Annotated in this window: 21 protein-coding genes and 1 pseudogene; 11 read left to right on the top strand and 11 right to left on the bottom strand. The window is 71.4% G+C overall.

Features of this window, described 5'->3' with window-relative positions; translation table 11 throughout:
• The first annotated feature begins 6 nt into the window (after positions 1 to 6).
• From V6U86_RS27635 to V6U86_RS27615, 5 genes are all read left to right on the top strand, one after another.
• A complete protein-coding gene (locus V6U86_RS27635; RefSeq protein WP_334508205.1) occupies positions 7 to 3,510 on the top strand; it encodes a hypothetical protein in 3,504 nt (1,167 codons plus the stop codon).
• 14 nt (positions 3,511 to 3,524) lie between these two features.
• A complete protein-coding gene (locus V6U86_RS27630; RefSeq protein WP_334508203.1) occupies positions 3,525 to 5,135 on the top strand; it encodes an extracellular solute-binding protein in 1,611 nt (536 codons plus the stop codon).
• A gap of 77 nt (positions 5,136 to 5,212) precedes the next feature.
• Complete coding sequence (locus V6U86_RS27625; RefSeq protein ID WP_334508201.1) at positions 5,213 to 6,271, top strand: ABC transporter permease; 1,059 nt, start codon at positions 5,213 to 5,215, stop codon at positions 6,269 to 6,271.
• Positions 6,272 to 6,414: 143 nt separating this feature from the next.
• Positions 6,415 to 7,209, top strand: a complete 795-nt coding sequence (locus tag V6U86_RS27620) for a carbohydrate ABC transporter permease (RefSeq protein WP_334508199.1) — start codon at positions 6,415 to 6,417, stop codon at positions 7,207 to 7,209.
• 25 nt (positions 7,210 to 7,234) lie between these two features.
• Positions 7,235 to 9,379, top strand: a complete 2,145-nt coding sequence (locus V6U86_RS27615; RefSeq protein ID WP_334508197.1) for a ubiquitin-activating E1 FCCH domain-containing protein — start codon at positions 7,235 to 7,237, stop codon at positions 9,377 to 9,379.
• Positions 9,380 to 9,390: 11 nt separating this feature from the next.
• Here the strand turns inward: V6U86_RS27615 and V6U86_RS27610 are convergent, their stop codons facing one another.
• From V6U86_RS27610 to V6U86_RS27595, 4 genes are read right to left on the bottom strand one after another with little or no spacing between them, the layout of a single operon-like run.
• Positions 9,391 to 10,017: a response regulator transcription factor gene (locus tag V6U86_RS27610; protein ID WP_334508195.1), complete on the bottom strand. Its 627-nt coding sequence runs from the start codon at positions 10,015 to 10,017 to the stop codon at positions 9,391 to 9,393.
• The gene (locus V6U86_RS27605) at positions 10,014 to 11,255 is read right to left on the bottom strand and encodes a sensor histidine kinase (protein WP_334508193.1); all 1,242 of its coding nucleotides are present in this window, start codon (positions 11,253 to 11,255) and stop codon (positions 10,014 to 10,016) included. The genes V6U86_RS27610 and V6U86_RS27605 overlap by 4 nt, the downstream gene beginning before the upstream one ends.
• A 5-nt stretch (positions 11,256 to 11,260) precedes the next feature.
• The gene (locus V6U86_RS27600) at positions 11,261 to 11,713 is read right to left on the bottom strand and encodes an ABA4-like family protein (protein WP_334508191.1); all 453 of its coding nucleotides are present in this window, start codon (positions 11,711 to 11,713) and stop codon (positions 11,261 to 11,263) included.
• Positions 11,710 to 12,636: a hypothetical protein gene (locus V6U86_RS27595; protein ID WP_334508189.1), complete on the bottom strand. Its 927-nt coding sequence runs from the start codon at positions 12,634 to 12,636 to the stop codon at positions 11,710 to 11,712. Before V6U86_RS27595 ends, V6U86_RS27600 begins: the two co-directional genes overlap by 4 nt.
• Before the next feature lie 169 nt (positions 12,637 to 12,805).
• Between V6U86_RS27595 and V6U86_RS27590 the strand changes: the two genes are divergently transcribed.
• Complete coding sequence (locus V6U86_RS27590; protein WP_334508187.1) at positions 12,806 to 13,555, top strand: glyoxalase; 750 nt, start codon at positions 12,806 to 12,808, stop codon at positions 13,553 to 13,555.
• A gap of 29 nt (positions 13,556 to 13,584) precedes the next feature.
• Here the strand turns inward: V6U86_RS27590 and V6U86_RS27585 are convergent, their stop codons facing one another.
• Complete coding sequence (locus V6U86_RS27585; RefSeq protein WP_334508185.1) at positions 13,585 to 14,058, bottom strand: hypothetical protein; 474 nt, start codon at positions 14,056 to 14,058, stop codon at positions 13,585 to 13,587.
• Between the two features lie 99 nt (positions 14,059 to 14,157).
• Positions 14,158 to 14,460, bottom strand: coding sequence for a helix-turn-helix domain-containing protein (locus tag V6U86_RS27580; protein ID WP_334508183.1), 303 nt, complete (start codon positions 14,458 to 14,460; stop codon positions 14,158 to 14,160).
• Between the two features lie 65 nt (positions 14,461 to 14,525).
• On the opposite strand from V6U86_RS27580, the gene map reads away from it, so the two are divergent.
• The 5 genes and pseudogenes from map to V6U86_RS27555 all read left to right on the top strand — a co-directional run bounded on the left by map (position 14,526) and on the right by V6U86_RS27555 (position 20,055).
• Positions 14,526 to 15,299 (top strand): type I methionyl aminopeptidase, encoded by a 774-nt coding sequence (gene map, locus V6U86_RS27575; protein WP_334508181.1) that lies wholly within the window; start codon positions 14,526 to 14,528, stop codon positions 15,297 to 15,299.
• Positions 15,300 to 15,484: 185 nt separating this feature from the next.
• Positions 15,485 to 16,192, top strand: a pseudogene (locus tag V6U86_RS27570) (CDP-alcohol phosphatidyltransferase family protein); the annotation flags it as partial.
• Positions 16,193 to 16,443: 251 nt separating this feature from the next.
• Complete coding sequence (locus V6U86_RS27565) at positions 16,444 to 18,102, top strand: sulfatase-like hydrolase/transferase (protein WP_334508179.1); 1,659 nt, start codon at positions 16,444 to 16,446, stop codon at positions 18,100 to 18,102.
• A gap of 36 nt (positions 18,103 to 18,138) precedes the next feature.
• Positions 18,139 to 18,939 (top strand): FkbM family methyltransferase, encoded by an 801-nt coding sequence (locus tag V6U86_RS27560; protein ID WP_334508177.1) that lies wholly within the window; start codon positions 18,139 to 18,141, stop codon positions 18,937 to 18,939.
• 159 nt (positions 18,940 to 19,098) lie between these two features.
• Positions 19,099 to 20,055 carry a LysR family transcriptional regulator gene (locus V6U86_RS27555; protein ID WP_334508175.1) on the top strand — a complete coding sequence of 319 codons (957 nt, stop codon included), beginning with the start codon at positions 19,099 to 19,101 and terminating at the stop codon, positions 20,053 to 20,055.
• On the opposite strand, the gene V6U86_RS27550 is transcribed toward V6U86_RS27555, so the two are convergent.
• The 5 genes from V6U86_RS27550 to V6U86_RS27530 are packed head-to-tail and all read right to left on the bottom strand — an operon-like array spanning position 19,980 to position 24,275.
• The gene (locus V6U86_RS27550) at positions 19,980 to 21,218 is read right to left on the bottom strand and encodes a vWA domain-containing protein (RefSeq protein ID WP_334508173.1); all 1,239 of its coding nucleotides are present in this window, start codon (positions 21,216 to 21,218) and stop codon (positions 19,980 to 19,982) included. The two genes, V6U86_RS27555 and V6U86_RS27550, sit on opposite strands and share 76 nt — an antisense overlap.
• Positions 21,215 to 21,967, bottom strand: coding sequence for an SRPBCC family protein (locus tag V6U86_RS27545; protein WP_334508171.1), 753 nt, complete (start codon positions 21,965 to 21,967; stop codon positions 21,215 to 21,217). The genes V6U86_RS27550 and V6U86_RS27545 overlap by 4 nt, the downstream gene beginning before the upstream one ends.
• Positions 21,964 to 22,833, bottom strand: a complete 870-nt coding sequence (locus V6U86_RS27540; RefSeq protein ID WP_334508169.1) for an AAA family ATPase — start codon at positions 22,831 to 22,833, stop codon at positions 21,964 to 21,966. The genes V6U86_RS27545 and V6U86_RS27540 overlap by 4 nt, the downstream gene beginning before the upstream one ends.
• A complete protein-coding gene (locus V6U86_RS27535) occupies positions 22,830 to 23,405 on the bottom strand; it encodes a nucleotidyltransferase family protein (RefSeq protein WP_334508167.1) in 576 nt (191 codons plus the stop codon). The genes V6U86_RS27540 and V6U86_RS27535 overlap by 4 nt, the downstream gene beginning before the upstream one ends.
• Positions 23,406 to 23,408: 3 nt before the next feature.
• Positions 23,409 to 24,275 carry an XdhC family protein gene (locus tag V6U86_RS27530; RefSeq protein ID WP_334508165.1) on the bottom strand — a complete coding sequence of 289 codons (867 nt, stop codon included), beginning with the start codon at positions 24,273 to 24,275 and terminating at the stop codon, positions 23,409 to 23,411.
• Positions 24,276 to 24,281: the final 6 nt, after the last annotated feature.

Raw genomic sequence — 24,281 nt, 5'->3', positions numbered from 1 at the left:
GGCAGCGTGACCGTGCCCACCACGGACCTGACGGCGACGCTCGCCATCCCCGGCGTGGACCTGCCGGCGTTCCAGCCCGGGCCGCTCAACGCGGGCACCGGCTGGCAGCCGCACCGTGTCGACGTGCCGCTGCGGGTCCCGCCGGACGCCGTGCCGGCCGCCGGGTGGGTACTCAGGCTGGAATTCGCCGCCGGTCATGGCCCCTGCCCCGACCTGGAGATCGAGGTCGACGGGGCACACCGAGGGCTGTTCCACCCCCGGGTCCGGCGCGCCGACCGGTCCGAGACCTACCGGCACGGGCCGATCGCCGGGGACGTGACCCTCGACGTACGCCTGCCGGCAACCTGGCTCGGGCCGGGCGAGCACACCATCACCATCACCACCACGATGGACGTGACGGCGGCGACCGGGCCGGTGCCGGCCGAATCGGCCGACGCGCCCCGACGCCACCGCGAGCAGTTCGGCAACCACTTCGGGAGCGGCATCACCTGGCACCGCCTCACCCTGCGCCCGGCCCGCGGCCCCGAACCGGCCGATCCCACGGCGGAACTCGTCGCCACCCCGCTCTTCCTGCGCGCCGACCAGGGGCTGCGGGAACTGTTGGAGCTGACCGTGTCGGTGCCGGCGCGGGCAGGTTGGCCCCGGCAGGCCGAGGTGCGCATCGGAGCCGAGCGCCACCTGCTTGACCTGCGCCGCCCCGGCCGGCACTTCGGCGACGTCCGGGTGCGGTTCCCGGTCCCGGAGCCGGCCGCCGGGACCGTCGCCGAGGTCAGCCTCGACGGTGGTACGCCCAGCAGGGTCGAACTGCGTCCACCACGCAAGTGGACGCTGCACCTGATCCCGCATGTGCACCTGGACGTCGGCTACACCGACGTGCAGGGCAAGGTGCTGGAGTTGCACAGCCGCAACCTGGACCGGGCGTTGGACCAGCTCGACCGTGATCCCGGCTTCGCCTTCTCGGTCGACGGCTCCCTGGTGGTCGCCGAGTACCTGGCCAGCCGCTCCCCCGAGCGGGCCGAACGGTTGCTCGCGGCGCTGCGCTCCGGACGGTTGGCGGTGAACGCCTTCCACAGCCTCTTCCTCTCCGGCGTGGCCAGCCTGGAGGAGACGTACCGTGCCGCCTACCTGGCCGCCCGGCTACGCGAGGAGCACGGTGTGCCGGTCAGCTACGCGAATCTGACCGACGTCCCGTCGTACAGCTCAGCCCTGCCGTCGATGCTGAACGCGCTCGGCGTGAGCGCGTTCGTCGGCATCGAAAACCATCACCGTGGCGGTAACGCCGACAGCGACGCGCAGCATCTGAGCAGCCCGGTGATGTGGGAGGGTGCCGGCGGCGAACGGATCCTCGCCCACTTCTCCGACACCTACTCGCAGTTGCGGTTCATGGCCGGTGACCCGCAGACCCTCGCCGGCGGTGCGCACGCCTTCCCCCGGCTGCTGGCCCGCTACGAACGGTCCGACTACCTGCCCGGTGACCTCGCGGTGATCGGCACACACGCCGACAACGAGGATCTGGCCGACGGCGACGCCGGCTTCGCCGACCGGTGGAACGCCGTATACGCCTATCCCCGGATCCGGGTCTCCACCATGGCCGACTATCTGGACGCGGTCCGTCCGTTGGCCGACCGGCTGCCGGTCTGGCGCGGCGACGGCGGGAGCTACTGGGAGGACGGGGTCGGCACCGGCGCCACGATCACCGCGGAGCACCGGCGGGTGCAGAGCGCCCTGCCGGCCGCCGAGGGCATCGCCGCGATGGTCACCCTCGCCGACCCCCGTTACCGGGTACGCCGCGACGCCCTCGACGCCGCCTGGGACGGCGCGCTGTTCGGCTGTGAGCACACCTGGACATGGGCACACGGCACCGCCCACCCGCACGGCGGGCAGGTCCACGACCAGCTCGACTGGAAGCGGCACCAGGTGCACACCGCGCTGCGGACCGCGCTGGACGAGACCCGCCGGGCGCTCAGCCAGCTCGGCGAGCTCGTGCACACCCAGGGGCCCACCCTGCTCGTGCACAACCCGCTCGGCTGGCAGCGCGACGTCGAGGTCGAGGTCGAGGCGCTGCTCGGCGCCCCGTTCCTGCTCGACGGCGAGCCGTTGCCGGCCGAGGTGCTCGCCGACTGCAACGGGCTACAGACACTGCGCCTCACGGTGCCCGACGTTCCCGCGTTCGGCTACCGGGCGCTGCCCATCGGTGCCACCCGTACCCTCGCCCCCGGCGCGGAGGACGGCACCACCACCAGCGGCGCCGGGACCACTGACGGTAAGTGGGGCCAGGTGCCCGCACGCCTGGAGACCGCGCGCTGGCTGATCACCCTCGACCCGGCCACCGGGGCGGTGACCGGTCTACGGCACCGGCCGACCGGCCGGGAACTGCTCGACCCGGCCGCACCCTGGCGGCTCGGCGAGGTCCTCTACGTCCGCGACGGCCCCGATTCACTGACCCGGGGCGACGACCTCGAACACACCTCCGTGCCGCACACGCATCCGCCTGCCCCGCGTAGCACCCTGCTGGGGCGGCGGCTCGGCCCCGGGGCCGACGGACAGGTCGAGGTGGACCCGCCCGAGTTGACCGTCACCCCGGCACGGGTGCGCCCGGTCGGCGTACGCCGTACCTACGACGGCTGGCGGTTGCGCACCGTCGGTACCGCTCCCAGCCTGCCGCGCGTCGAGGTCGACATCCTGCTGCGCGACGGCACCGACCGGGTGGACGTGCTCGTACGCCTGGAGAAGCAGCGGGTGCTGGCCAAGGAGTCGGTCTACGTGGCATTCCCGTTCGCCGGCGAGCACCCGTCGGTGCGCTACGACCGGCAGCAGGGCTGGATCGACCCCGCCACCGACCACGCGCCCGGCGCCTGCCACGACTGGTTCACCACCCAGTACGGCGTGGTGGTGGAGGCGGCCCCGGGCGGCCCGGCGGTGGCCTGGACGTCCGTGGACGCTCCGCTGTTCACAGTGGGCGATGTGGTTCGCGGGGCCTGGGCGCGGCACTTCGCGCCGGGAAGTGCCCTCTTCTCCTGGGTGCTCAACAACTACTGGCCCACCAACACCCCTCCGGAGCAGGACGGCACGCTGACCCTCCGGTACGCCTTCACCCCTCTCGCCGGCTTCGACCCGGTCGCCGCCGGCCGCTTCGGGCGGGAGGTCCGCGCCGCAGCGGCCGTGTCCGAGGTGACCCGGCTGGACAAGTTCGACACCGACGTCCGCCCGTTGAGCGCGACGGCGGGCACCCTGCTCGACCTCGACCTGCCGGACTGGGTGCACGCCACCGTCGGCTCCGCCCGCGGCGGCGGGCTGCTGCTGCGGTTGCAGGACCTGGCCGGTCGGCCCGGCCGACTGCGGCTGCGTCACCCGGCGGGCAGCACCGGCAGTGCCGTGCTCTGCCACGCCGACGAACGGGAGATCACCCGACTGGCACCCGACCAGGACGGTCGGCTGGCCGTGGAGCTGACTCCGTGGCAGGTCGTCTCGCTCGTCCTGCACGTCCCACATTCCACCGCGACACCCTGATTGGAGAGTCGGCCATGCGTGATCCGAATCTAAGCAGACGCCGTTTCCTGACGCTGACCGGAGGCGCCGCCCTCGCCGCCGGCTCCGGCGGCCTGTTGGCCGGATGCGGCACCAGCGAGTCGACCGCCCCGAAGGGCCCGGCCACCGTCAAGCTACCCGACTACCTGCCGTCCCAACTGGTCAAGCCCGACCTGCCGGCCTCGGCCGACGGGTTGATGGCTGGCTACTACAACTATCCGCGCACCCTGGTCGACGCCTACCGGGACAAGCCCGGTGCGGGCGCCGGGGACGTGTCGGTGCTGACCAACATGTTCAACCCGGCGCCGCCGGCAGTAGGCAGCAATCAGTTCTGGCAGCAGCTCAACAACCGGCTCGGCGCGAACCTGAACGTCACCATGACACCGTCGGCCGACTACCTCAACAAGCTCTCCACCGTGATCGCCGGTGGCGACCTGCCGGACATGCTGACGATCTCGGCCCGGTTGACCCGCCGGGCCGATGTGCTGACCCGGCTCTGCGCGGACCTCAGCGACCTGGTGTCGGGCAGCGCGATCAAGGACTTCCCGTTCCTGGCGAACATCCCGACCGACTCGTGGCTGCCCACCGCGTTCGGCTCCGGCATCTACGCCATCCCGGTGCCGCGTGCGGTCGTCGGGACCATCGCGTTCTCTCGTGTGGACCTGATCCGGCAGCGTGATTTGAACCCCGACCCGGCCAACTACCAGGAGTTCCTCCAGCTGGCACGTGGGCTGACCGACGCCCGGGGCAACCGGTGGGCGTTCGGTAACCCCAAGCGGGTCATCGAGTTCGTCGGCAACATGCTCGGTGTGCCGAACCTCTGGAAGGAGGAGGGCGGCAAGTTCGTCTCCGAGTACGAGACCGAGCAGCGCAAGCAGGCGCTCGTCCGGGCCACCGAGATGTACCAGGAAGGGCTGTTCCACCCGGACTCGGTCGGCGGCAAGTTGAACCTGCGGGACCTGTTCGGCAACGGCACCATCGCGATGATCTCCGAAGGTTACGCGGCCTGGGACACCCTCACGACGACCTACTCCGTCGAGGTGGGCGGGATGGCCGCACCCGGTTACGACGGCGGCGCGGGCACCAACCGCGCCGGTACGGCCATCTTCGCGCTGACCGCCTTCAAGAAGGCTGACCCGGACCGGCTACGGCAGCTCCTGCGCATCTGCGACTGGCTCGCCACACCCGTCGGGACCAGCGAGTACATGTTCCGCCGCTTCGGCGTCGAGGGTCAGCACTACACCTGGAAGGACGACGTTCCGGTCCGCACCGGGCTCGGCGCCACCGAGGTGAAACTTCCGTTGGAGTACATCGCCGACGCGCCGCACGTGCTGGGACCCGGCGACCGGCGTCGGGTGGACGCCCAGCGGGTGTACCAGGAGAAGGTCATTCCGCGCATCGTCCGCAACCCGGCCGAGGGGCTCTACTCGGACGTCGCGATCGACAAGGCCGGCGAGCTCAGCAAGATCATCGACAACGCCGAGCTCGACGTCGTCTCCGGTCGCAAGCCGATCGCCCACTGGGACGAGGCGGTGACGGCTTGGCGCCGGGCCGGCGGGGACCAGATGCGCGCCGACTATGAGACCGCCCGGGCCAAGCAGGGCTGATCCGCCCTGCGACGGCGTCGTCACTGAGGCCGTCACTGAGCTCGTCACCGAGAAGAGCGAGAAGAGGAGGAACGAGGATGGCTTCCAGCGTGGTGCCCAGGGGACCGGCGGCGGACCCGCACGCTTCGGCGGGCGTAACCGCGGCCGGCCCGGCGAAGGGCCCCGGCACCACCGGAGCGCCTCCACCGTCGGCGGGCCGCCCGCCGGCTCCGGCCCGCCAGAGACTGTCGGGTTGGCAGCGGTTCAAACGGGATCGTTTCCTACTCCTGCTCGGGTTGCCCGGGGTGTTCGTGGTACTGCTCTTCCAGTACGTCCCGCTGCTCGGCAACGTGATCGCGTTCAAGGACTACCAGCCCTACCTGACCATCGCGGAGTCGCCCTGGGTTGGCTTTGACAACTTTCGGATCATCTTCAACGGCGACCCGGCGTTCCTCAACGCCCTCACCAACACGCTGATCATCTCGTTCCTGCAGATCGCCCTGGTCTTCCCGGTGCCGATCGGCCTCGCCCTGCTGCTGAACAGCCTGCTCAGTGAACGGATCAAACGGATCGCACAGTCGATTCTGTACCTGCCGCACTTCATGTCCTGGGTGATCGTGGTGGCCCTGTTCCAGCACATGCTCGGCAACGCCGGCCTCTACAACACCTGGGCGCGCATGCACGAGCTGCCGCTTATCGAGGTCATCGGCAACCCGGACCTGTTCCTCGCGCTGATCACCTCGCAGGTGATCTGGAAGGACGCCGGCTGGGGCACCATCATCTTCCTCGCCGCGATCTCCCGGGTCGACCTGGAGCTGTTCGAGGCGGTCGCCGTCGACGGCGGCGGCCGGCTGCGCCAGCTCTGGCACGTCACCCTGCCCGCCATCCGACCGGTCATCATCCTGCTGTTCATCCTGAAGCTCGGCGACGTGCTCTCGGTCGGCTTCGAGCAGATCTTCCTCCAGCAGGGACCGGTCGGGTTGGAGGCGTCCGAGGTGCTCGACACCTATGTCTACAACTACGGGATCGTCGGCGGCAACTGGGGCACCTCCGCCGCCGTCGGCCTGGTAAAGGGCCTGGTCGGGGCCATCCTGGTGCTCGGTGCGAACAAGGTGGCACACCTGTTCGGGGAGAGGGGCCTGTACGCGAAATGGTGACCTCGACGAAGCGCCGGCCGGGACCGGCGAAGGCGCTGCCCGCCTCACGCGCAGGACAACTCAGAACGATCAACGGTGCCGCCGCGCCCAACCTGGCGGTACGCGGTCTCAAGGGCGTCGTCCTGCTGATTAGCTGCGCACTGGTGATCGCACCGTTTTTGGCGGTCATCTCGACGTCCCTGGCCGACCAGGCGCAAATCGCCGACGCGGGCGGCTACGTCCTGTGGCCGCAGAACCCGTCCCTCGACGCCTACCGGGCGATCTTCAGCGGCGGCGTGGTGACCCGGGCCACCCTGGTGTCCATCGGGGTCACGCTGGTCGGCTCGGGCCTGTCGGTCGTGGTCGTCGCGTTCCTGGCGTACTCGTTGTCCCGACCGGGCAGCTGGGGGCATCGACCGATCCTGCTGCTGGTCCTCTTCACCATGCTCTTCAACGCGGGCATGATCCCCAACTACCTGCTCATCAAGCAGTTGGGCCTGATCGACTCCTACTGGTCGTTGATCCTGCCGACCCTGGTGTCGGCGTTCCAGGTCGTCATCGTGCGCGCCTTCTTCCTGGAGGTGCCGCAGGAAATCATCGACGCCGCCCGGATCGACGGTGCCAGTGAGCTGCAGATCCTCGTCCGCATCATGATGCCGCTGTCCCGCGCGGTGCTCGCGGTCGTGGCGCTCTTCAACGCGGTCAGCTACTGGAGTGCCTTCTTCAACGCCGTGCTCTACATCAACTCCACCGAGAAGTGGCCGCTGCAGCTCGTGTTGCGCACGTACGTCATCGACAACACCGCCGTCGGGGTCGACCTGCCAGGTGAGGTCGTGCCACCCCAGCAGTCGCTGCAGATGGCCATCCTCGTCGTCTCGCTCGTCCCCATCTGCCTGGTCTACCCGTTCCTGCAGAAGCACTTCGCCAAGGGCGTCGTCATCGGAGCGGTCAAGGGCTGACATCCCCACCACCCAGGAGGAAGCCGTGCAGGAAGACAACAGGCCCCACCAGCGCCCCCGTCACAACGAGCCGGACCGACCCGACGCGCGGATCAGTCGGCGCGCGCTGTCCACGCTGGGCATGGCCGGCGCGGTCCTGGCCGGCGGGCAACTGCTCACGCCGACGTCCGCCCACGCCGAGCCGGCGGACACCGATCGGGGCCGACCGAAGGCGGCCGACGCCACCATCGCGAGCGTCGCGCAGTTGCGGACGACGCCCGGCACGGCGTCCGGCCAGCGGGTCGCCCTGATCGGCTACCACGCGGACAGGCCCGGCCTCGGCGGCGGTGAACTCCACTGGGACGCGAGCAGCACCGAGGCCGACAACGGCGGCACCGTCTTCGCGGTCGCCGGTGTGGCGACCGGGCGCTGGAGGCGTCCGGCGAGCAACCGGCTGAGCCTGGCCTGGTTCGGCTGCACGGGTGAGGGCGTGGCGGACGACTCGGCGCGCGTCCAGGCGGCCGTCGACGCCCTTCCCATCGGCGGTGTGATCGAGGCGGGGCCCGGGAAGGTCCGCCTCGAACGGACGGTGCGGGTGCAGAACGTGCCGGTCCTCTTCCAAGGTGCCGGGGTCACCGACAACGTCGACTACTCCACCCAGTACGTGATCGCGACGGGCGCCGCCGACGGGTTCCAGTTCGTGGCTGTCCGTGGTGGTGGCCTGCGTGACCTACAGGTACGGGGGGAAGGGCTGACCGGGGGATACCTGGTCGCCACGGAACGCTCCGAACTCCAGAACAACTACATGATGACCTTCACCAACGTCCGGTTCCGCGACGGCTTCAACGGCATGGCGCTGCGCGGCTGCAACTCGATCCGGTTCCTCAACTGCGTCTGGAACGGGTTCCGCGGCGAGCAGGTGATCCTGCTCAACGGCGTCGGTGACTTCTCCCGGGCGGATCCGGTCGAGTTCGTGCAGTGCGGCATCGCCGCCGGCACCGGCAACACCAACACGGACAACCTCGTCATCGACGGACTCGGCGGATCCATCAAGTTCATCGCCACCGCGGTGCTCTTCGGTCGGCACGGCATCTGGTTGCGTAACCGCACCGGACAGGCCGGTCCCAAGTTCCTCTACTTCGAGGGCGGCGGCTTCGAGAACGGCCACGGGGTCCCGGTGCTCCTGGAGGCTGGGGCGCAGGCTCAGTTCACCAACACCTACATCTCCGCCGACAACGAGCACGACGCGGTCCGTGTCGGTGCCGGCTTCACCGGCAGCGCGACCATCACCAACAGCGTCATCCGTGGCTGTGGTCGCAACGGCATCGACATCGGCTCGACCCGGGTCACCGTCACCGGCTGTCTGATCGGCAACAACGGGCGAACCGCCCACCCGTCGTTCTCCCGACCTGTGGCCGACGTCGCCGCGAACGGCTCGGGCGGGGTCCGGGTCACCACGAGCGCACCGCACGGGTGGGAGACCGGTGACCGGATCACGATCAGCGACGTCACCGGAAGCACCGAGGCGAACGGCAAGTGGCGGATCACCGTCGTCAGCGAGTCGGCGTTCGATCTGGTCGGCGTCACGTCCAGTCGGGCGTACGCGGGCGGCGGCACGGCCTGGCGCAACGGCACCGGCATCAACATCCGGTCCACCGCGTCCCGCGTGGTGGTCACCGGAAACGCGATCGGTTCGCTGGCCGACGGCATCTCCCGACAGGACTACGGGGTGGTGTGCGACGCCACCGACGTGCTGGTCACCGGCAACGACCTGGCCGGCAACACGGTCGGGGCGTACCAGATCACCGGGAACGAGACGGCGCAGACCCGGTTCGTCGGCAACAAGGGCGTCGCGCAGTACGACGGTTGGCTCAACGCCCGCGTGGACGGGCCGGTCACCGACGGCCTGGTCGACTTCGGCAATTTCCTCTACCTGGACGGTCAACGGATCCGGATCGTCCGGGTCACCCGAAGACTCACCGCCGGCACCTGCAGCGTGCGGCTCGACGCTGACGGGACCGCCGCCGGTGGCGGTGCGCTCGGCACCGACACCACCCTGCAGGCCACCACACTCGCCGCCCCGTACGCCCTGGACGGGATCAGCGGGCCGAAGCGGTTGCGGCTGCGGGTGTCGAATGCCGCCGGTGCGACCGGCCTCGAGGTGCAGTTCGCGTACCAGTTGGTGAGCTGACGGGTTCTCGCTCAGGCACCGCGAGCGAACAGCGCCAGACGTACCCGGTTGGGGCTGTCGGTCTTGGTCATCAGGCTGGTGATGTGGGTCTTGACGGTGGTGACACCGATGTGGAGCCGGTCGGCGATCTCGGTGTTGGACAGCCCTTCGGCGACCAGGTTCAGCACGTCCCGTTCCCGGGCGGTCAGCCCCGGCATGGCCGGTGCGGGCTCGGGGCGGGCGTGCACCGCGCGCTGTACGAGGCGACGCAGCACCTCCGGGCTGAACGGGCTGTCACCCGCGGCGGCCCTGCGGATGCCGTCCAGCAGCTCGGTCGGGGGCGCGTCCTTGAGCAGGAACCCGCACGCCCCGGCGGTCAACGCGGGGTAGAGGTGGTCGTCGTCGCCGAACGTCGTCAACACCAGGATGCGGGTGGTGGGGCGCTCGGCGAGGATCCGGCTGGTCGCGGTGATCCCGTCGACACCGGGCATCCGCAGGTCCATGACGACGACGTCGGGGAGGAGCCGCCCCGCCAGCCCGATCGCTTCGCGGCCGTTGTCGGCCTCCCCGACGATCTCGATGTCGGGTTGGGCGTCGCAGAGCATGCGCAGCCCGGCCCGGATGAGGTGCTGGTCATCGACCAGCAGCACCCGGATCACGCCGGCTCCGGCGCGGGGGCCCCGGCCGACGCCGCGCGGTCCCGGGGCAGCGACCGGGCGGACGGCTCGGCGGCGGAGGCGGGGAGCACGGTACGCACCCGCCACCCGGTGCCGGTCGGTCCCGCTTCCAGTTGGCCGCCGAGGACCTCGACGCGCTCGCGCATCCCGGTGATGCCGTGCCCGCCACCGGCCGGCACGCCCGCTGGCACCCCACCGCGCCCGTTGTCGGTGACCTCCCAGTGCACGGAGCCGTCCCGGACGGCGACCACCAGATGCGCGAGCGCGGACGTCCCCGCGTGTTTGGCCACGTTGGTCAGCGCCTCCTGGGTCAGTCGCAGCACCGCCATGCCGCGCACCGCGTCGAGTGAGCCGATCGCCGGGTCGAGATCGGCCTCGACGGTGACACCCGCCTGCCGGGCCCGGTCGATGGACGCGCCGATCGCCGCCGGCAGCGCGGCCGGTTCGATCGCGGTCAGCGCCGCGTCACCGCGTACCCCGTCGGGGTTGCGCAGCACCGCGACCAGCCGGCGCAGCTCCGCCAGGGCCGCGGTGCCGGTGCCGTGCACGTCGTCGAAGACCTCGCCCACCCGGGGGTCCAGGTCGGTGAGCACGTGCCGGGCGACGCCGACCCGCAGGACCATCGATGCCACGTGATGCGCGACGACGTCGTGCAGCTCGCGGGCGATGGCGCTGCGTTCGTCGGCGCGCGCCGCACGGCTCTCCGACTCGTGCTGGCGTTGTTCGGCCAGGGCCCGCTCGACGGCCTGCCGGCTCAGCTCCCGGTTGGCGCGGATGACGAGGCCGAGCAGCACCGGCACGCCGACCTCCACGGCGAGCCCGACGACCCCGGAGGCGAACCGGCGTGGCGGGTCGCCGATCGAGTCGGTCAGGTCGACCACCGCCAGCAGCGCGGTGGCCAGCCAGATGGCCCGGGGGCCGCGCGCACGCATGGTCATCTCGAGCAACGCCCAACTGGCGCCGACCTGGTTGATGGTGAAGTCGTCGATCAGGCTGATGGCGACCGCCAGCAGGGCGGTCTGCGCCACCATGTTCACCACCGGTCGACGGTGCGCCGCCAGCGCCACCGCGAACGCCGGCACCGCGAGGACCCACTGTGCCATCGTGGGCGTGCTGGTGGAGTGCGGGACGACGAGCAGGTAGCACAACCCGGTGAGGTCGAGCAGCACCATCCGCACGAGTGTGTCCCGCAGGTCGAACAGTCGCCCCAGCCAGCTCACGACGGTCAGCCTAGGCGCTGCGGGCCGGTGACGGCGGCCGCCGGCCGCCGCCACCGGGTCCGGGCCGCGAGGTAGGCGGCCAGGCCGAGCGGTCCGAACAGGATGGTCAGCAGCAGCACCGGAGCCATCACCAGCGCCGGCACCCCCCGTTCCCTGCTGTCCAACCACGCCCACCGCCCGACGAACAGGTCGAACGCGATCATGTGCGCCCAGCCCGCCGCCGCCCCGTCGGAGGTGCCGAGCAGGTCGCGCACCCCGGCCAGGGTCGGCGACGCCACGGCCGGTAGCACCTCACCGAACGCCGGCAGCACCAGCAGCGCGTAGATCACCACGACCGGCAGCACGATCAGCGGCGAGCCGATGATCCGGGCGGTCCACGACCAGTTCGGCAGCAGGACCATCAGCGCCCAGAACGGCGCGGCCACCGCGAACGTCAGCGTGAACAGCGTCGCGGTCATGCCGCCAGCGCCAGTTCCGGTCGGCTACGGCGGGCCAGCACCAGGCCGCTCGCGGTCGCCGTCGCGACCACCAGGGCGGCGACCGCGAGGAGCGTGCCGGCGTCCGGGCGCAACAGCGGCTGTCCGCGCAGGGCCTGCCAGGTCAACAACACGGTGAGTACGCCGTACGCCGCGCCCGCGACCACCACCAGCCGGGCGCGGGTGCGCTCGTCCAACCGCCCGGCGAAGCGGCTCAGCAGGATCGCCAGGATCGGCAGCGCCTGGAGGGCGTGCAGCCCCACGAAGTGCCCGATGCGCAGGTCACCACCGGCGGTGCTCCAGCCGAGCACCGGCAGACCCGCCCCGCCGTCAGGTACGCCGACGCTGTGCGCCCCGGAGATGCCGTCGATTCCCGGCTCCTGCATGGGCAGCACCATCGGCACCGCCGCGAGCATGCCCAGCAGCGACAGGCCGAGCCCCCACCCGACGGCCGTCGCGGCGGCTCGGTCCGGGATCCGTCGGATCAGCACCACGATGCCGATCAGGAGGTGCGCGAGGAAGAGCACCATGATCGCCGCGCCCATCACCGAGAACAGTGCGCTGTTCAGCGCGGAGGTGCCGTTGAAGTGGCTGGTCTGCCCTCGTACCACCTGACCGACGATCACCACCAACTCGATCACCGACATCGCGACGATGACTGTAGCGGCCCACTCGGCGGCTCGGCTGCGCTGTGGCAACAGGGTGAGCATCCAGGCGAGAGTCACGCCGTACAGCACGAAGGACACCGCGAACTTGAACGGCTTGAGCCAGATCGGCGCGCCGACCAGGACGCGCGAGTCGACGAAGACGCCGATCGCGCAGACGACGGCGAGCACCGCCATCACGTACACGAAGAACATCAGGGGGCGGTTCCAGTGCGTCGCCCGACGCAGAACGTTAGTCATGCCTGTAGATGTTCGTGGCCGCGCCCGCCGATCGCGTCCGACCGTGAGCCCCGGTTGTGGCCAGCGGTCGGAGCGGGGTCTCCTCCCTGGGTAGGAGGCGAATCCCGCCGAGGACCGTCGCCCGCGCTGGCACAATGGCCAATCTGCCGACCACACGGGGGAGCGAACAGTGACGACCACAGAGGATCGCGTCCAGCCGAACGAGACGACACTGCCGCTGCTGCCCTGCCCGGCGCCGGAGGAGACCCTGGCGTTCTGGCAGGCGCTCGGGTTCGAGGTGACCTACAAGCAGCTCAAGCCGTACGTGTACCTGGCCTTGCAGTGGAGTGGGTTCCAACTGCACTACGGGCCCGCGCCCAAGGATCTGGACCCGGCGAAGGAGACGTCCGGCGGCTGCCTGGTGATGGTCGACGCGGTCGCGCCGTACCACGCGACGTTCGCCGAGACGATGCGTCGCGGCTACGGAAAGGTACTGGTCAAGGGCCTGCCCCGGATGACCCGCTACCGCGCCGGGGCGTCGCGGTTCAGCATCGTCGACCCGTCGGGCAACACCATCACCTTCATCCAGCGCGACGAGCCGGAGGACCTGGAGTACGGCGGGTCGGCGGAGTTGCAGGGCCTGGCGCGGGTGCTCGACAACGCGCGGATCCTGCGCGAGTTCAAGATGGACGACCGAGCTGCCTACCGTGCGCTCGACTCGGGGATGCGCCGCCACGCCGACGACGCGCCGGTGGTCGAGCAGGCGATGGCGCTGGCCGCCCTGATCGAGCTGTCGGTGGCGTTGGGGAAGGCGGAGCGCGTCCCCGAGTGGGGCGCCCGCCTCCGGGCGCTGACCCTGACCGAGCCGGAGCGTACGCAGGCGGAGCAGTTCGTCGCCGACCCTGCCGTCCTCACGCCGTGGCTGGCCGACCCGACCTGATCATCCGCCGGACCCTGCGACCGCATCGCTCAAGGGCGCAGACTGCCGTCGTCGTCGAGGACAGCTTCTGCCAACCGCTCCGGGAACATTCGACGCACGCTCGGGGGGTATTCACTGCCGTCGCCGGGCTGTGTGACGCGGTCGCCGTCCACCCGTACCGGTGTCGAGACACCGGAGACGGACCCTGGGCCCAGTGCTTCGCAGTGCGCCCAGGCGAACGAGGACGAGGCGTCCCGCCCGAGCAGGCGAACCTTGCAGGTGCCCGGTCCGCCGAGCAGCACGCTGGGGAGGAGCGTCGCGAGACGCTCCTCCTCGGCCTGAACGTCGACCGCGCTTCGATCCGGGAATCGGTACGGCGGCTCGGAGCAACCGGCGAGCAGCCCGATCGCCAAGCCGAGCCAGACGAAGTGTCGACGGATCACCCGTCGAGCGTCCCACCCGCTGGCCCGGAAACGCCACCAACTCAGCCAGCGTGCTGAGCCGGAGCGCAACAGGTTCCGCATCGGCCAAGATCTGCACAAGTTCAGGGATGTAGGTGCCTCTGCGGCGAGTGAGGCAGCACTTTCCCTGTTCCTGTGCGGATCATGGCCTCGTGTCGGACCCTACGAGGCCAGCCGCTCGACCGGTTCGCGGCCTGAGCCTGCCAGCCCGGCCCCCTCGTCGGAGTGGTTGATCTCCGCCCACACCGCGTCGAGGGAGAGGCCGAGCACGTCGGCGATCGCCGCGATTGTCGGGAAGGCGGGGGTGGCTATCCGGCCGGACTCGATCTTTCGAAGGGTCTCCGGCGAGACGCCCGCGTCCAGCGCGGTGAGGAGCATCGAACGCTCTCCGCGGGCTCGACGCAGCAGGGCGCCGAGGCGCTGTCCGCGTTCGACCTCCGCGGGAGTGAGTGGCAACCTGACCATGCTCCGATTCTAGTACCGGGATAATATGGCCGGGATACTTATTGGTTGCCCGAGGAAGGCGCTGCATGATCGAGATCCTGAGCCCCACCGACGTGCTGCGAGCGAAGGAGACCGGCGCGCTGGTCGGCGGCATCCTGCAGACGCTCAAGAGCCGCTGCGTGGTCGGCACCAACCTCCTGGACATCGACAGGTGGGCGCAGGCCATGATCACCGAGGCCGGGGCGCAGTCCTGCTACGTCGACTACGAGCCGTCCTTCGGGCGCGGGCCGTTCGGCCACTACATCTGCACGTCGGTGAACGACGCCGTGCTGCACGGGTTGCCGTACGACTATTCGCTCGCCGACGGCGACCTGCTCTCGCTCGACCTCGCCGTCTCCCACGGTGGAGTTGTCGCGGACTCGGCCATCAGCTTCATCGTCGGCGACGTGCGGCCCCCGGAGAGCGTCGCGCTGATCGACGCGACCGAGCGCGCGTTGCAGGCGGGGATCGCAGCCGCCGGCCCCGGCGTTCGCATCGGTGACATCTCCCACGCGATCGGCTCGGTCCTCAGCGCGGCGGGATACTCGATCAACACGGAGTTCGGCGGCCACGGCGTCGGGTCGACGATGCACCAGGACCCGCACGTCTCCAACACCGGGCGTCCCGGTCGCGGATACCGCCTGCGCCCGGGGCTGCTGCTGGCCCTGGAGCCGTGGGTCATGGCGGACACCGCCACGCTCGTCACCGACGCCGACGGCTGGACACTCCGAAGCGCGACGGGCGGCCGGACGGCGCACAGCGAGCACACCATCGCCATCACCGACGACGGCGTGGACGTGCTCACCCTGCCGACGCACTGACCCGCACGTCACGACCGACGCCTCGACGGTCAACCGACGACGGGCCGCCCACGGTGGACGATTAACCCGCCGACGAAGGGGCACGTACCTCCGCGGCGCCCTGCCAGGTCGCGTTCAGAATGAACCGATCGGTCATGTTTTCCGTGATGACGGTCAGGGTCACCCACCAGAGTCACGGAGGCACGATGTCAATGGTTCGAACTGGTCCGGTCCTCGGGCTGCTCGTGCAGATCGTCCTGCTGGCGGTGCTCGGCGAGACGGTCGGTCTGGGCGCGGCGGGCTGGGTGGCCGGGCTGGCGTACGGGGTGGGCCTGTGTGCCCTGCTCAGCCGAGGAATGTCCCGCTCGGGCGCGGATGCGCTGAGCCCCGCCGACCGGGTGACCCTGAGCCGGGCGATCCTCGTCGGCGGGGTGACGGCCCTGGTCGCCGACTCGTTCGGCCGGTCGGCGCCGATCACCCTGATGGTCGTCCTCACCAGCGTGGCGCTGGCCCTCGACGCCGTGGACGGGTACACGGCCCGCCGCACCGGGACCACCAGCGAACTCGGCGCGCGCTTCGACATGGAAATCGATTCGTTCCTGGTCCTGGTGCTCTGCCTGCACGTGGCCCCCTCGGTGGGTGGCTGGGTGCTCGCGATCGGCGCGATGCGCTACGTCTTCGTCGCCGCGAGCTGGGTGCTGGGCTGGATGCGCGGCTCCCTGCCGCCGCGCTACTGGCGCAAGGTCGTCGCCGCCGTCCAGGGCGTGGTGCTGACGGTGGCGATGGGCGACGCGCTGCCCCCGGCACTGACGACATTCGTGCTGGTGGCGTCGCTGGCGCTGCTGGTCGAGTCGTTCGGGCGTGACGTCAGGTGGCTCTGGACGACCCGCCACCTCCGCCACCTCGTCAGCCCCGACACCGTCGGCGCGATGGCCCACGCGAGCAGCCCGGTGAGCCACAGTGCCCCGAGCGCCGGCGCTGGGCTGGGCTCGGGCCGAACGGATGGGCTGACCTGGCCGGACCGTCCCACCGTCACGGTGGCCCGACGCGGGATCGCCCGCGTCTGACCCGCCCGGACGCCGCGCCCAACAAAGATCATGGAAGGATGCCCGGGTTGTCGCTCTTGACGCGCGTACGTCAGCTGCCGAGCCAGGGACGGAGACCGATGAGGGACGAAGTCCCGGACGGCACCGCCACCGACGGCACCGAGGCCGAGGGCCCGCCGAAGCGCTCGATCGCGGCCCGGCTGACGACGGTCCTCGCCGCGCTGCTCGTGCTGCTCGTCCTCACCGTGCCGTACGACTTCGGTCGACTCAGCCCGGCGGCGTTCGTACGGATCCCGCTGGAGGCGCTGCTGCTCGTGGCCCTCCTGCTCGCTCTGCCGTCTCGTAGCAGCCGACTGGTCGCGACGCTCGCCGGTGCGGCCCTCGGCCTGCTCGGCCTGCTGAAGCTGTTCGACCTGGGGTTCTCCGCCTCGCTGAGCCGGGCGTTCGACCCGGTGCTCGACTGGGCGCTCCTCGACGAGGGCTTCGCCTTCCTCAGCGAGTCGTACGGCCGGCCCGCCGCCATCGGCGCCGCGATCACCCTGGCGGTCGTGGTCGTTGGTCTGCCCACACTGGTCACCCTGTCGATGCGGCGACTGCGCCGGCTGGTGCTCCGGCACCGCACCGCGACCACCCGGATGGTGGCCGCGCTGGTGGTCGTCTGGGTGGCCTGCGCCGCGTTCAACGTGCGGGTGGTCGAGGGCGTGCCGGTCGCCGACACGTCCGCGACCACCCTGGCCAACGGTCACGGCTTCCAGGTGCGCCTGCGCCTCGACGACCGCAAGACGTTCGGCGCGCTGATCGAGGCCGACAGGTTCGGTGACACCCCGGGTGACCAGCTCCTGACCGCGCTGCGCGGCAAGAACGTGGTCGTCGCCTTCGTGGAGAGCTACGGCCGGGACGCCGTCGAGGACCCGGAGTTCGCGCCGCAGGTCGGTGCGGTGCTCGACCGCGGCACCAGCGAGCTGGGCGCGGCGGGCTTCGCCGCGCAGAGCGGTTTCCTCACCTCGCCGACCTTCGGTGGCGGCAGTTGGCTCGCGCACGACACCCTGCTGTCCGGCCTGTGGATCGACAACGACCAGCGACACCGCACCCTGCTGGCCAGTGACCGGATGACGCTCAACGGTGCCTTCCGACGGGCGAACTGGCAGACCGTGGGCGTGATGCCCGCCGTCACCAAGGCGTGGCCGGAGGGCTCCTTCTTCGGCTACGACCGGTTCTACAACGCCAAGACGCTCGCGTACCGTGGCCCGAAGTTCAGCTTCGGCACTCCGCCCGACCAGTTCACCCTGGCCAGCTGGCAGCGCCTGGAGCAGACGAAGAGCAACGGCAACGTGATGACCGAGCTGGCGTTGGTGTCGAGTCACGCGCCCTGGACACCCGTTCCGCCGCTGCTCGACTGGGCCGACGTCGGCGACGGCGCGGTCTTCCGCGGGGCCGGCGCTGGCAGGTCGGACGACAAGCGCCGCACCACCACCCAGATCCGGGCGGACTACCGAAAGTCGATCGAGTACACCCTCGGCACGCTCATCTCCTACGTGCAGACCTACGGAGACGACGACCTGGTGTTCATCGTCCTCGGTGACCACCAGCCCGCCGCGGTCGTCACCGGCGAGAACGCCAGCCACGACGTACCCATCTCGATCATCACCCGGGACCGGGCCGTGTTGGACCGGATCTCCGGGTGGGGCTGGCAGGACGGGCTGAAGCCGGGGCCGCAGGCACCGGTCTGGCGGATGGACGCCTTCCGGGACCGGTTCCTGACCGCTTTCGGACCGTAACCCCGGCCACCTCCCTCACGGACTGGACACCGACAGATGACGGCTACCACCAGCACCAGGATCGCGGCGCTCCGCACCGATCCGGCCCTGTCCCCGCTGCACCGGTCGCTGGACGTCTACTACGGCGATCCCGAGCGGGACGCGAGGATGGACGCCTTCTACTCGCGCTTCGTCAACAGCGGTGACCTCGTCTTCGACATCGGCTCGCACGTGGGCGACCACATCGGCAGCTTCCGTCGCCTCGGCGCCCGCGTCGTCGCCGTGGAACCGCAGCCGCTGTGTCTGCGCGCCCTGCGGGCGATCTACGCCGACGACGGCCAGGTGACAGTGGTCGACGCCGCGTGTGGCGCGCTCCCCGGGCGAACCCGCCTGCACGTCAACTCCGCCAACCCCACCGTGTCGACCGCCTCGCCCGACTTCGTGCGGGCGGCGAAGGGCGCGGGCGGGTGGGAGGGCGAGGTGTGGGACGCCGACATCGAGGTCCCGGTGGTCACCGTCGACGCGCTGATCGAGACGTACGGCGTGCCGGCCTTCGCCAAGATCGACGTTGAGGGTTTCGAGGACGAAGTGCTGGCCGGGCTGAGCCGCCCACTGCCCGCGCTGTCGTTCGAGTTCACCACCATCGCGCGGGCGGTCGCCTACCGGTGCCTCGATCGCGTGACGGCGCTCGGCTTCGACGGCTTCGACGTCGCGTTGGGCGACGACAAGTCGATGACCTTCCACCGCTGGATGCCCGCGACCGACCTGGCGACGTACCTGCACGACCTGCCGCACGCCGCGAACTCCGGCGACGTGTACTGCGTGTCCGGGAGCCAGGCGGCCACCACCGACAGCTGACCGGAGCAGTCGTCACCCCCTTCGGTCCGGCGCTGAACGGCACCGGGCCCGACGATCAGATGATCGGCCGCTGGCGGTGGGACGGGCCGGCGCGGGATGATCGACGTTCGTCTCGACGCCGAGCCGAGTCACGCGATCGCGGGGGAGAGGGTGACGCCGGTGACCCCGACACAGCTGCGCGCGTACGTCGCCGTGGTCCGGTTTGGCTCGGTCAAGCAGGCCGCCGCGGAGCTTCAGGTCTCCGAGTCGGCGGTGTCGCTGCACATCGCCCAGCTGCGCAAGGAGTTCGGCGACAAGCTCTTCGCCCGGACGGCGGCGGGCCTCGCGTTCACCCCGGGTGGGCTGCGGCTGGCCAGTCGCGCGGCGGAGCTGCTGGGCCTGCAGGACCGCACCATGCTGGAGGTCAGCGCCGCGACGCGCGGGCGACGGATGTTGCGGGTCGCCGCGTCGAGCCTGTTCGCCGAGTTCGCCGCGCCGGGGCTGATCGAACTCTTCGCGAAGCGGGCCGCCGACCTCGACGTCGAGTTGAGCGTGCGCAACCCGGGCTCGTTCGAGTCGCTGTTGTTGACCCGCGCCGCGGACATCGCGATCGGGCCGCAACCCTCGGTCGTCGACAGCGCCATCGGCTGCCGGCCGGTGATGAACTACCGGCTCGTGATCGCCGTCGGTCCGGAGCATCCACTGGCCGGCCTGGCGGCGTCCCCGGGGCAGCTGCGGGAGCAGACCTGGCTGCTCGGGCCGTCGGCCGCCACCGAGTGGGGCGCGGTCCCGGCGCTGCTGCGCCGGCTCGCCGTGCCGGAAGAGCGGCAGCAGATCTTCCAGAGCCACGCGGCCGCGCTGGGCGAGGCCAAGCGGGGCAGGGGGGTGGCACCGGCCCTCGCGTTCACCGTCGCGCCGGACATCCGTCAGGGCCAGCTCGGGCAGGTGGTGGGGCCGCACGCGACGATGGAGGCGGTGTGGCATGCGCAGGTGCTCGCCACCCCCGACGCGATGTCGGCCGCCGACGAGCTGGCGCGCTTCTCGTCGACGCCGAGGGCGATTCAGGCGATGATGCGCGGCGCGGGCGTCAGCGTCGGCCATTTCCGACCATCGGTGCACGTGACGCTCTGGAGCTGACGGGCGACGACCAGCAGGTCCTGGAAGGTGCCGGCCGGCAGCATCCGGTCGCAGTAGGGGAGTGCGGCGGCCATCCCGCCGACCCGGGGGGCGAAGCCGGGAGCGCCGGCGCGGGGATTCAACCAGACGATTTGGTACGCGCGGCGGCTCAGCCGGGCCATCACCGCCGCCAGGTCGGCGGGCGGATCGCTGTCCCAACCGTCCGACCCGATCACCACCACCGCCCCGCGTACGGCCTCCGCGTGGTGGGAGGTGAGCAGGGCGCGCAGGTTCGTGGCGATCCGGGTGCCGCCGTATCGGTCGGTCACGGCGGCGCTGGCCTGCGCGACCGCCTCGGCCGCCGAGGTGTCCCGGAGCACCACGGTGAGCCGGGTCAGCGTCGTGGCGAACGCGAACACCTCCGCGTCGGCGACCACCGCGAACGCCCGCATCAGATGCAGGTACGCGGTCGCCTGCGCCCGCATCGACTCGCTGACGTCACAGAGCAGCACCACCCGGCGCGGCCGCCGTACCGGGCGCGCGCGGACGACCTCGACGGGTTCCCAGCCGGTACGACGTGCCCGGGCGATGGTGGCCCGCAACGCGATCCGGGCACCGGACGAGCCGACGGTGTGTCGCCGGGTGCGTCGGGTCGGCCAGCCGGCGACGGCCGCGCGCAGGGCGTCGCCGAGTTGCGTGACCTGTGCGGCGTCGAGGTCGTCGAACGGACGGTCGGCGAGCCCGGTGTGGGCGCTCGGGCGCCGCTCGGGCAGTCGTAGCGCGGTGTCGTGTTCGGGCGTCTCGGCGACCGCCGGCGGCACTGTCGCCCACGGCAGGCCGCCGCCCGACCCCGCGTCGTCGGTGTCGGCCGGCACCCGTGCGTACACGTCGTCAGGGCGGTCGGTCGGGGGCGTGGACCGCTGCGATCGGGGCAACGGTGGAGGGTCCGCGAAGATCGCCGCGAAGACCCGGTCGAACGCGGGGACGTCGGTGTGCCGTCGCACCAGGCTGATCCGGGCGGCCCAGTAGAGCGACGACATCGAGTCGGGCGGGCTGGCGGCGAGCGCCCGGACGAAGTCGTCGACGGTGGTCAGCCCGGCCGCGACGCCGGCTCGGCGCAGCCGGCCGGCGAGGGCCACAGCGAACGCGGCCCGGTCGACGCCGCGCAGCACACCCGGACTCACCGGCGCGCGACCAGCCAGGCGATCACCGCGCCGACCGCGACCACACCGACGAGCACCGGTACGAGGCGCTTGGTGACCGACCCGCCGGCGATGCTGAGCAGGTCGAGCGCCTCCGGCTCGACGGGTGAGGGTGCGACGGCGGCCGTGCCGGGGGTGGTCGCGACCGCCGTGGCGGACGCGGCCGGAGTTGGCTCGGGCGGCGCGGCGGACGCCGCCGGGGTTGACTCGGACGCCGCCGGGGTTGGCTCGGGCAGCGCGGCGGACGTGGCCGCCACGGGTTCGGCGTTCGAAAGCGGGGCCGGCGGTTCGGCAGCGAGCTTGGCCTCCAGGTTGGCGACGAACTGGGCCAGCAGCTTGCTCGACACCTCCCTGATCATGCCGCTGCCGAACTGGGCCAGCCTGCCGGAGATCTTCAGATCGGTGTCCACACTGACCAACGTCCGGTCGCCGTCCGGCCGCAGGTGCGCGGTGACCAACGCGGACGCGGTGCCTGCCGAGCGGGCGTCACGGCCCTTCGCGTCGATCACCCCGCGGTACGCGGCGTCGTCCTTCTCGACGAACCGGGCGGTGCCCGCGAACTCCGAGACGACCGGCCCGACCTTGACCCGCACCCGGCCCTGGTAGACGTCGCCGTCGACGTCGGTCAGCTGAGCACCCGGCAGGCACGGCGCGAGCCCTTCCAGGTCGGTGAGCACCGCCCAGGCCCGTTCGATCGGGACGGTGACCGCGAACTCGTTGGTGATCTTCATGGCGGGCTCTCCTGGTGGGCGCCGAGCGCGGAGGCGACCACGGCGCGGTCGTCGGGGGTCTTGGCGATGGTGCCGATGGTCTGCGCGACACCGTCGGCGGCCAGGTCGGTGACGCCCAGTACGGACAGCGCACCCACCCAGTCGATGGTCTCCGCCATCCCGGGCGCCTTCTCCAACTCCCGGTGGCGTACGCCGTTGATGAACTGCACGGCCGTCTGGATCAGCGGCCCGGTCGCGTCCGGTACGGCCCGGCGGACGATTTCCACGGCGCGGGCCGGTTCGGGGAAGTCGATCCAGTGGTACAGGCAGCGGCGGCGCAGCGCGTCGTGCAACTCCCGGCTGCGGTTCGAGGTGAGCACCACGACGGGTGGTGTGCGGGCGGTGAAGGTGCCGAGTTCGGGGATCGTGATGCCGGCCTCGCCGAGAAACTCGAACAGCAGCGCCTCGAACTCGTCGTCGGCCCGGTCGATCTCGTCGATCAGCAGCACCGGCGGGACCGGCCCACGGTGGCGTACGGCCCGCAGGATCGGCCGTTCCTGGAGGTACTCGGCGGTGAACAGGTCCGCGTCGGTGAGCCGGGTGTGATGCGCCTCGGCAAGCCGGATCGCCAGCAGTTGCCGCTGGTAGTTCCATTCGTAGAGCGCCTCGCCCGCGGTGAGCCCCTCATAGCACTGCAATCGGATCAGCGGTGTCTCCAGCGCGCGGGCCAGAGCCTTCGCGGCGGCGGTCTTGCCAACCCCCGGCTCGCCCTCCAGCAGCAGGGGCCGGCCGAGGCGCAGGGCCAGGAACAGGGCCATCGCCATGCCGTCGTCGACCAGGTAGTCGACGGCGTCGAGGCGATCGCGGACGGCCTGGGCGTCCTTCATGCCTCGCCCGCCAGCAGGCGCTCGTAGTCGGTCCGGGTGTCCACGTCGATCGGCACCGGCCCGTCGACGGGCACCTCGGTCACCGGGTGGCGCCCGGAGTGCAGGAGCTTCCAGACGGCCTTGTCGCCGTGCAGGTCGTACAACTCGGGCAGGACCTCGCGGCCGAAGCGGAAGGGGTGGCCGAGGCCGTCCGCGTACCGGCACACGGCCAGCGGGGTGCCCGCCGCGGCGACCCGGCGGACGTCCGCGGCGCGGACGCCGGGCTGGTCGCCGAGGAGCAGCACGAGCGCGTCGGCGCGCGGGTCCACCGCACGCGCGGCGGTGCGCACCGACGACCCGCAGCCGGTGCTGAACGCCGGGTTCTGCACGACCTGGCAGCCGGTCAGGTCCACCCGGTCGCGGATGCCGCCCGCCGCGCCGCCCAGGGTGACGAGCAACTGGTCGAAGCCGCACGAGCGGGCCAGGTCGAGGGTGGCGTCGAGCAGCGTCCGCCCCCGGTACGGGAGCAGTTGCTTGGCCTCGCCGAGCCGCACCGACGCTCCCGCGGCGAGCACCACGCCGGTCAGGAACACGGGTCACGCCGCCGAGTAACTCGCGAGGCAACCGGCGCAGCAGAACCAGAGGTCCTGCCCGTCGACGCGCGCGTGCGGCGTCTCCGCCCCGACCAGCACTGTCATCCCGCACACCGGGTCGACGGCCTGCTGCGGCCGGGCGGCCGGCGCGCCGGAGGCCGGGGCCAACCCGTCCATCCGGATGGCCCGGACCACCTCACCCATGATCGCCAGGGCGATCTCCGCCGGCGTACGCGCGCCGATCTCCAGCCCGGCCGGGGTGTGGACGCGGGCGCGTTCCGCGTCGGTGAGGCCCAGTTCGTCGAGCAGGGCCACGCCGCGTTTGCCGCTGGCGACCAATGCGACGTACCCGACGCCGGCGTCGAGCGCGGCCCGGATCGCCTCCGGCTCGCCCTTGCCCAACCCGGCCACCACCACCGCGGTGCACCCGGTGCTGTCGTCGGCGGCGACGACGTCGAAGTCGAGGAACGCTGCGAGGGTCGCCACGGCGGCGCTGATCGGGGTGTCACCGACCACGTGCAGCGCCGGTGCCGGCAGTATCGGTCGGAGGAAGACCTCGATCGCTCCACCGGAGTGGCACGGGTTGACCACCACCCGCGCCCCCGGCGTGTCCGGGAACGGGGTCGCGCCCTCCGGCAGCACCCGCAGCAGCAGGGCGGTGCCGTCGCGCAGGGTGTCGAGGGCGGCGGCGCGCACCGAACTCTCCGCGCACACCCCGCCCACGAAGCCCTCGATCGAGCCGTCGGACCGGATCACCGCGTCGTCGCCCGGCCGGGCCGACGTCGGATCCTGCGCGCGGACCACTGTGGCGTGGACGAACGGCTCCCGGGTGTCGGTCAGCTCCCGGGCGCGTTCGGCGATGCTGGTCATCCTCGG

Origin of the sequence: Micromonospora sp. CPCC 205558 (genome assembly GCF_036902955.1) — a bacterium.
GTDB lineage: Bacteria > Actinomycetota > Actinomycetes > Mycobacteriales > Micromonosporaceae > Micromonospora.
This window is presented reverse-complemented; position numbering and strand designations above follow the sequence as displayed.

Excerpts from the sequence above, each read along its gene's own strand:
- V6U86_RS27630 (WP_334508203.1), top strand. The coding sequence starts at position 3,525 with ATGCGTGATCCGAATCTAAGCAGACGCCGTTTCCTGACGCTGACCGGA.
- V6U86_RS27625 (WP_334508201.1), top strand. The coding sequence starts at position 5,213 with ATGGCTTCCAGCGTGGTGCCCAGGGGACCGGCGGCGGACCCGCACGCT.
- V6U86_RS27600 (WP_334508191.1), bottom strand. The coding sequence starts at position 11,713 with ATGACCGCGACGCTGTTCACGCTGACGTTCGCGGTGGCCGCGCCGTTC.
- V6U86_RS27595 (WP_334508189.1), bottom strand. The coding sequence starts at position 12,636 with ATGACTAACGTTCTGCGTCGGGCGACGCACTGGAACCGCCCCCTGATG.
- V6U86_RS27585 (WP_334508185.1), bottom strand. The coding sequence starts at position 14,058 with ATGCGGAACCTGTTGCGCTCCGGCTCAGCACGCTGGCTGAGTTGGTGG.
- V6U86_RS27580 (WP_334508183.1), bottom strand. The coding sequence starts at position 14,460 with ATGGTCAGGTTGCCACTCACTCCCGCGGAGGTCGAACGCGGACAGCGC.
- map (WP_334508181.1), top strand. The coding sequence starts at position 14,526 with ATGATCGAGATCCTGAGCCCCACCGACGTGCTGCGAGCGAAGGAGACC.
- V6U86_RS27565 (WP_334508179.1), top strand. The coding sequence starts at position 16,444 with ATGAGGGACGAAGTCCCGGACGGCACCGCCACCGACGGCACCGAGGCC.
- V6U86_RS27560 (WP_334508177.1), top strand. The coding sequence starts at position 18,139 with ATGACGGCTACCACCAGCACCAGGATCGCGGCGCTCCGCACCGATCCG.
- V6U86_RS27545 (WP_334508171.1), bottom strand. The coding sequence starts at position 21,967 with ATGAAGATCACCAACGAGTTCGCGGTCACCGTCCCGATCGAACGGGCC.
- V6U86_RS27540 (WP_334508169.1), bottom strand. The coding sequence starts at position 22,833 with ATGAAGGACGCCCAGGCCGTCCGCGATCGCCTCGACGCCGTCGACTAC.
- V6U86_RS27530 (WP_334508165.1), bottom strand. The coding sequence starts at position 24,275 with ATGACCAGCATCGCCGAACGCGCCCGGGAGCTGACCGACACCCGGGAG.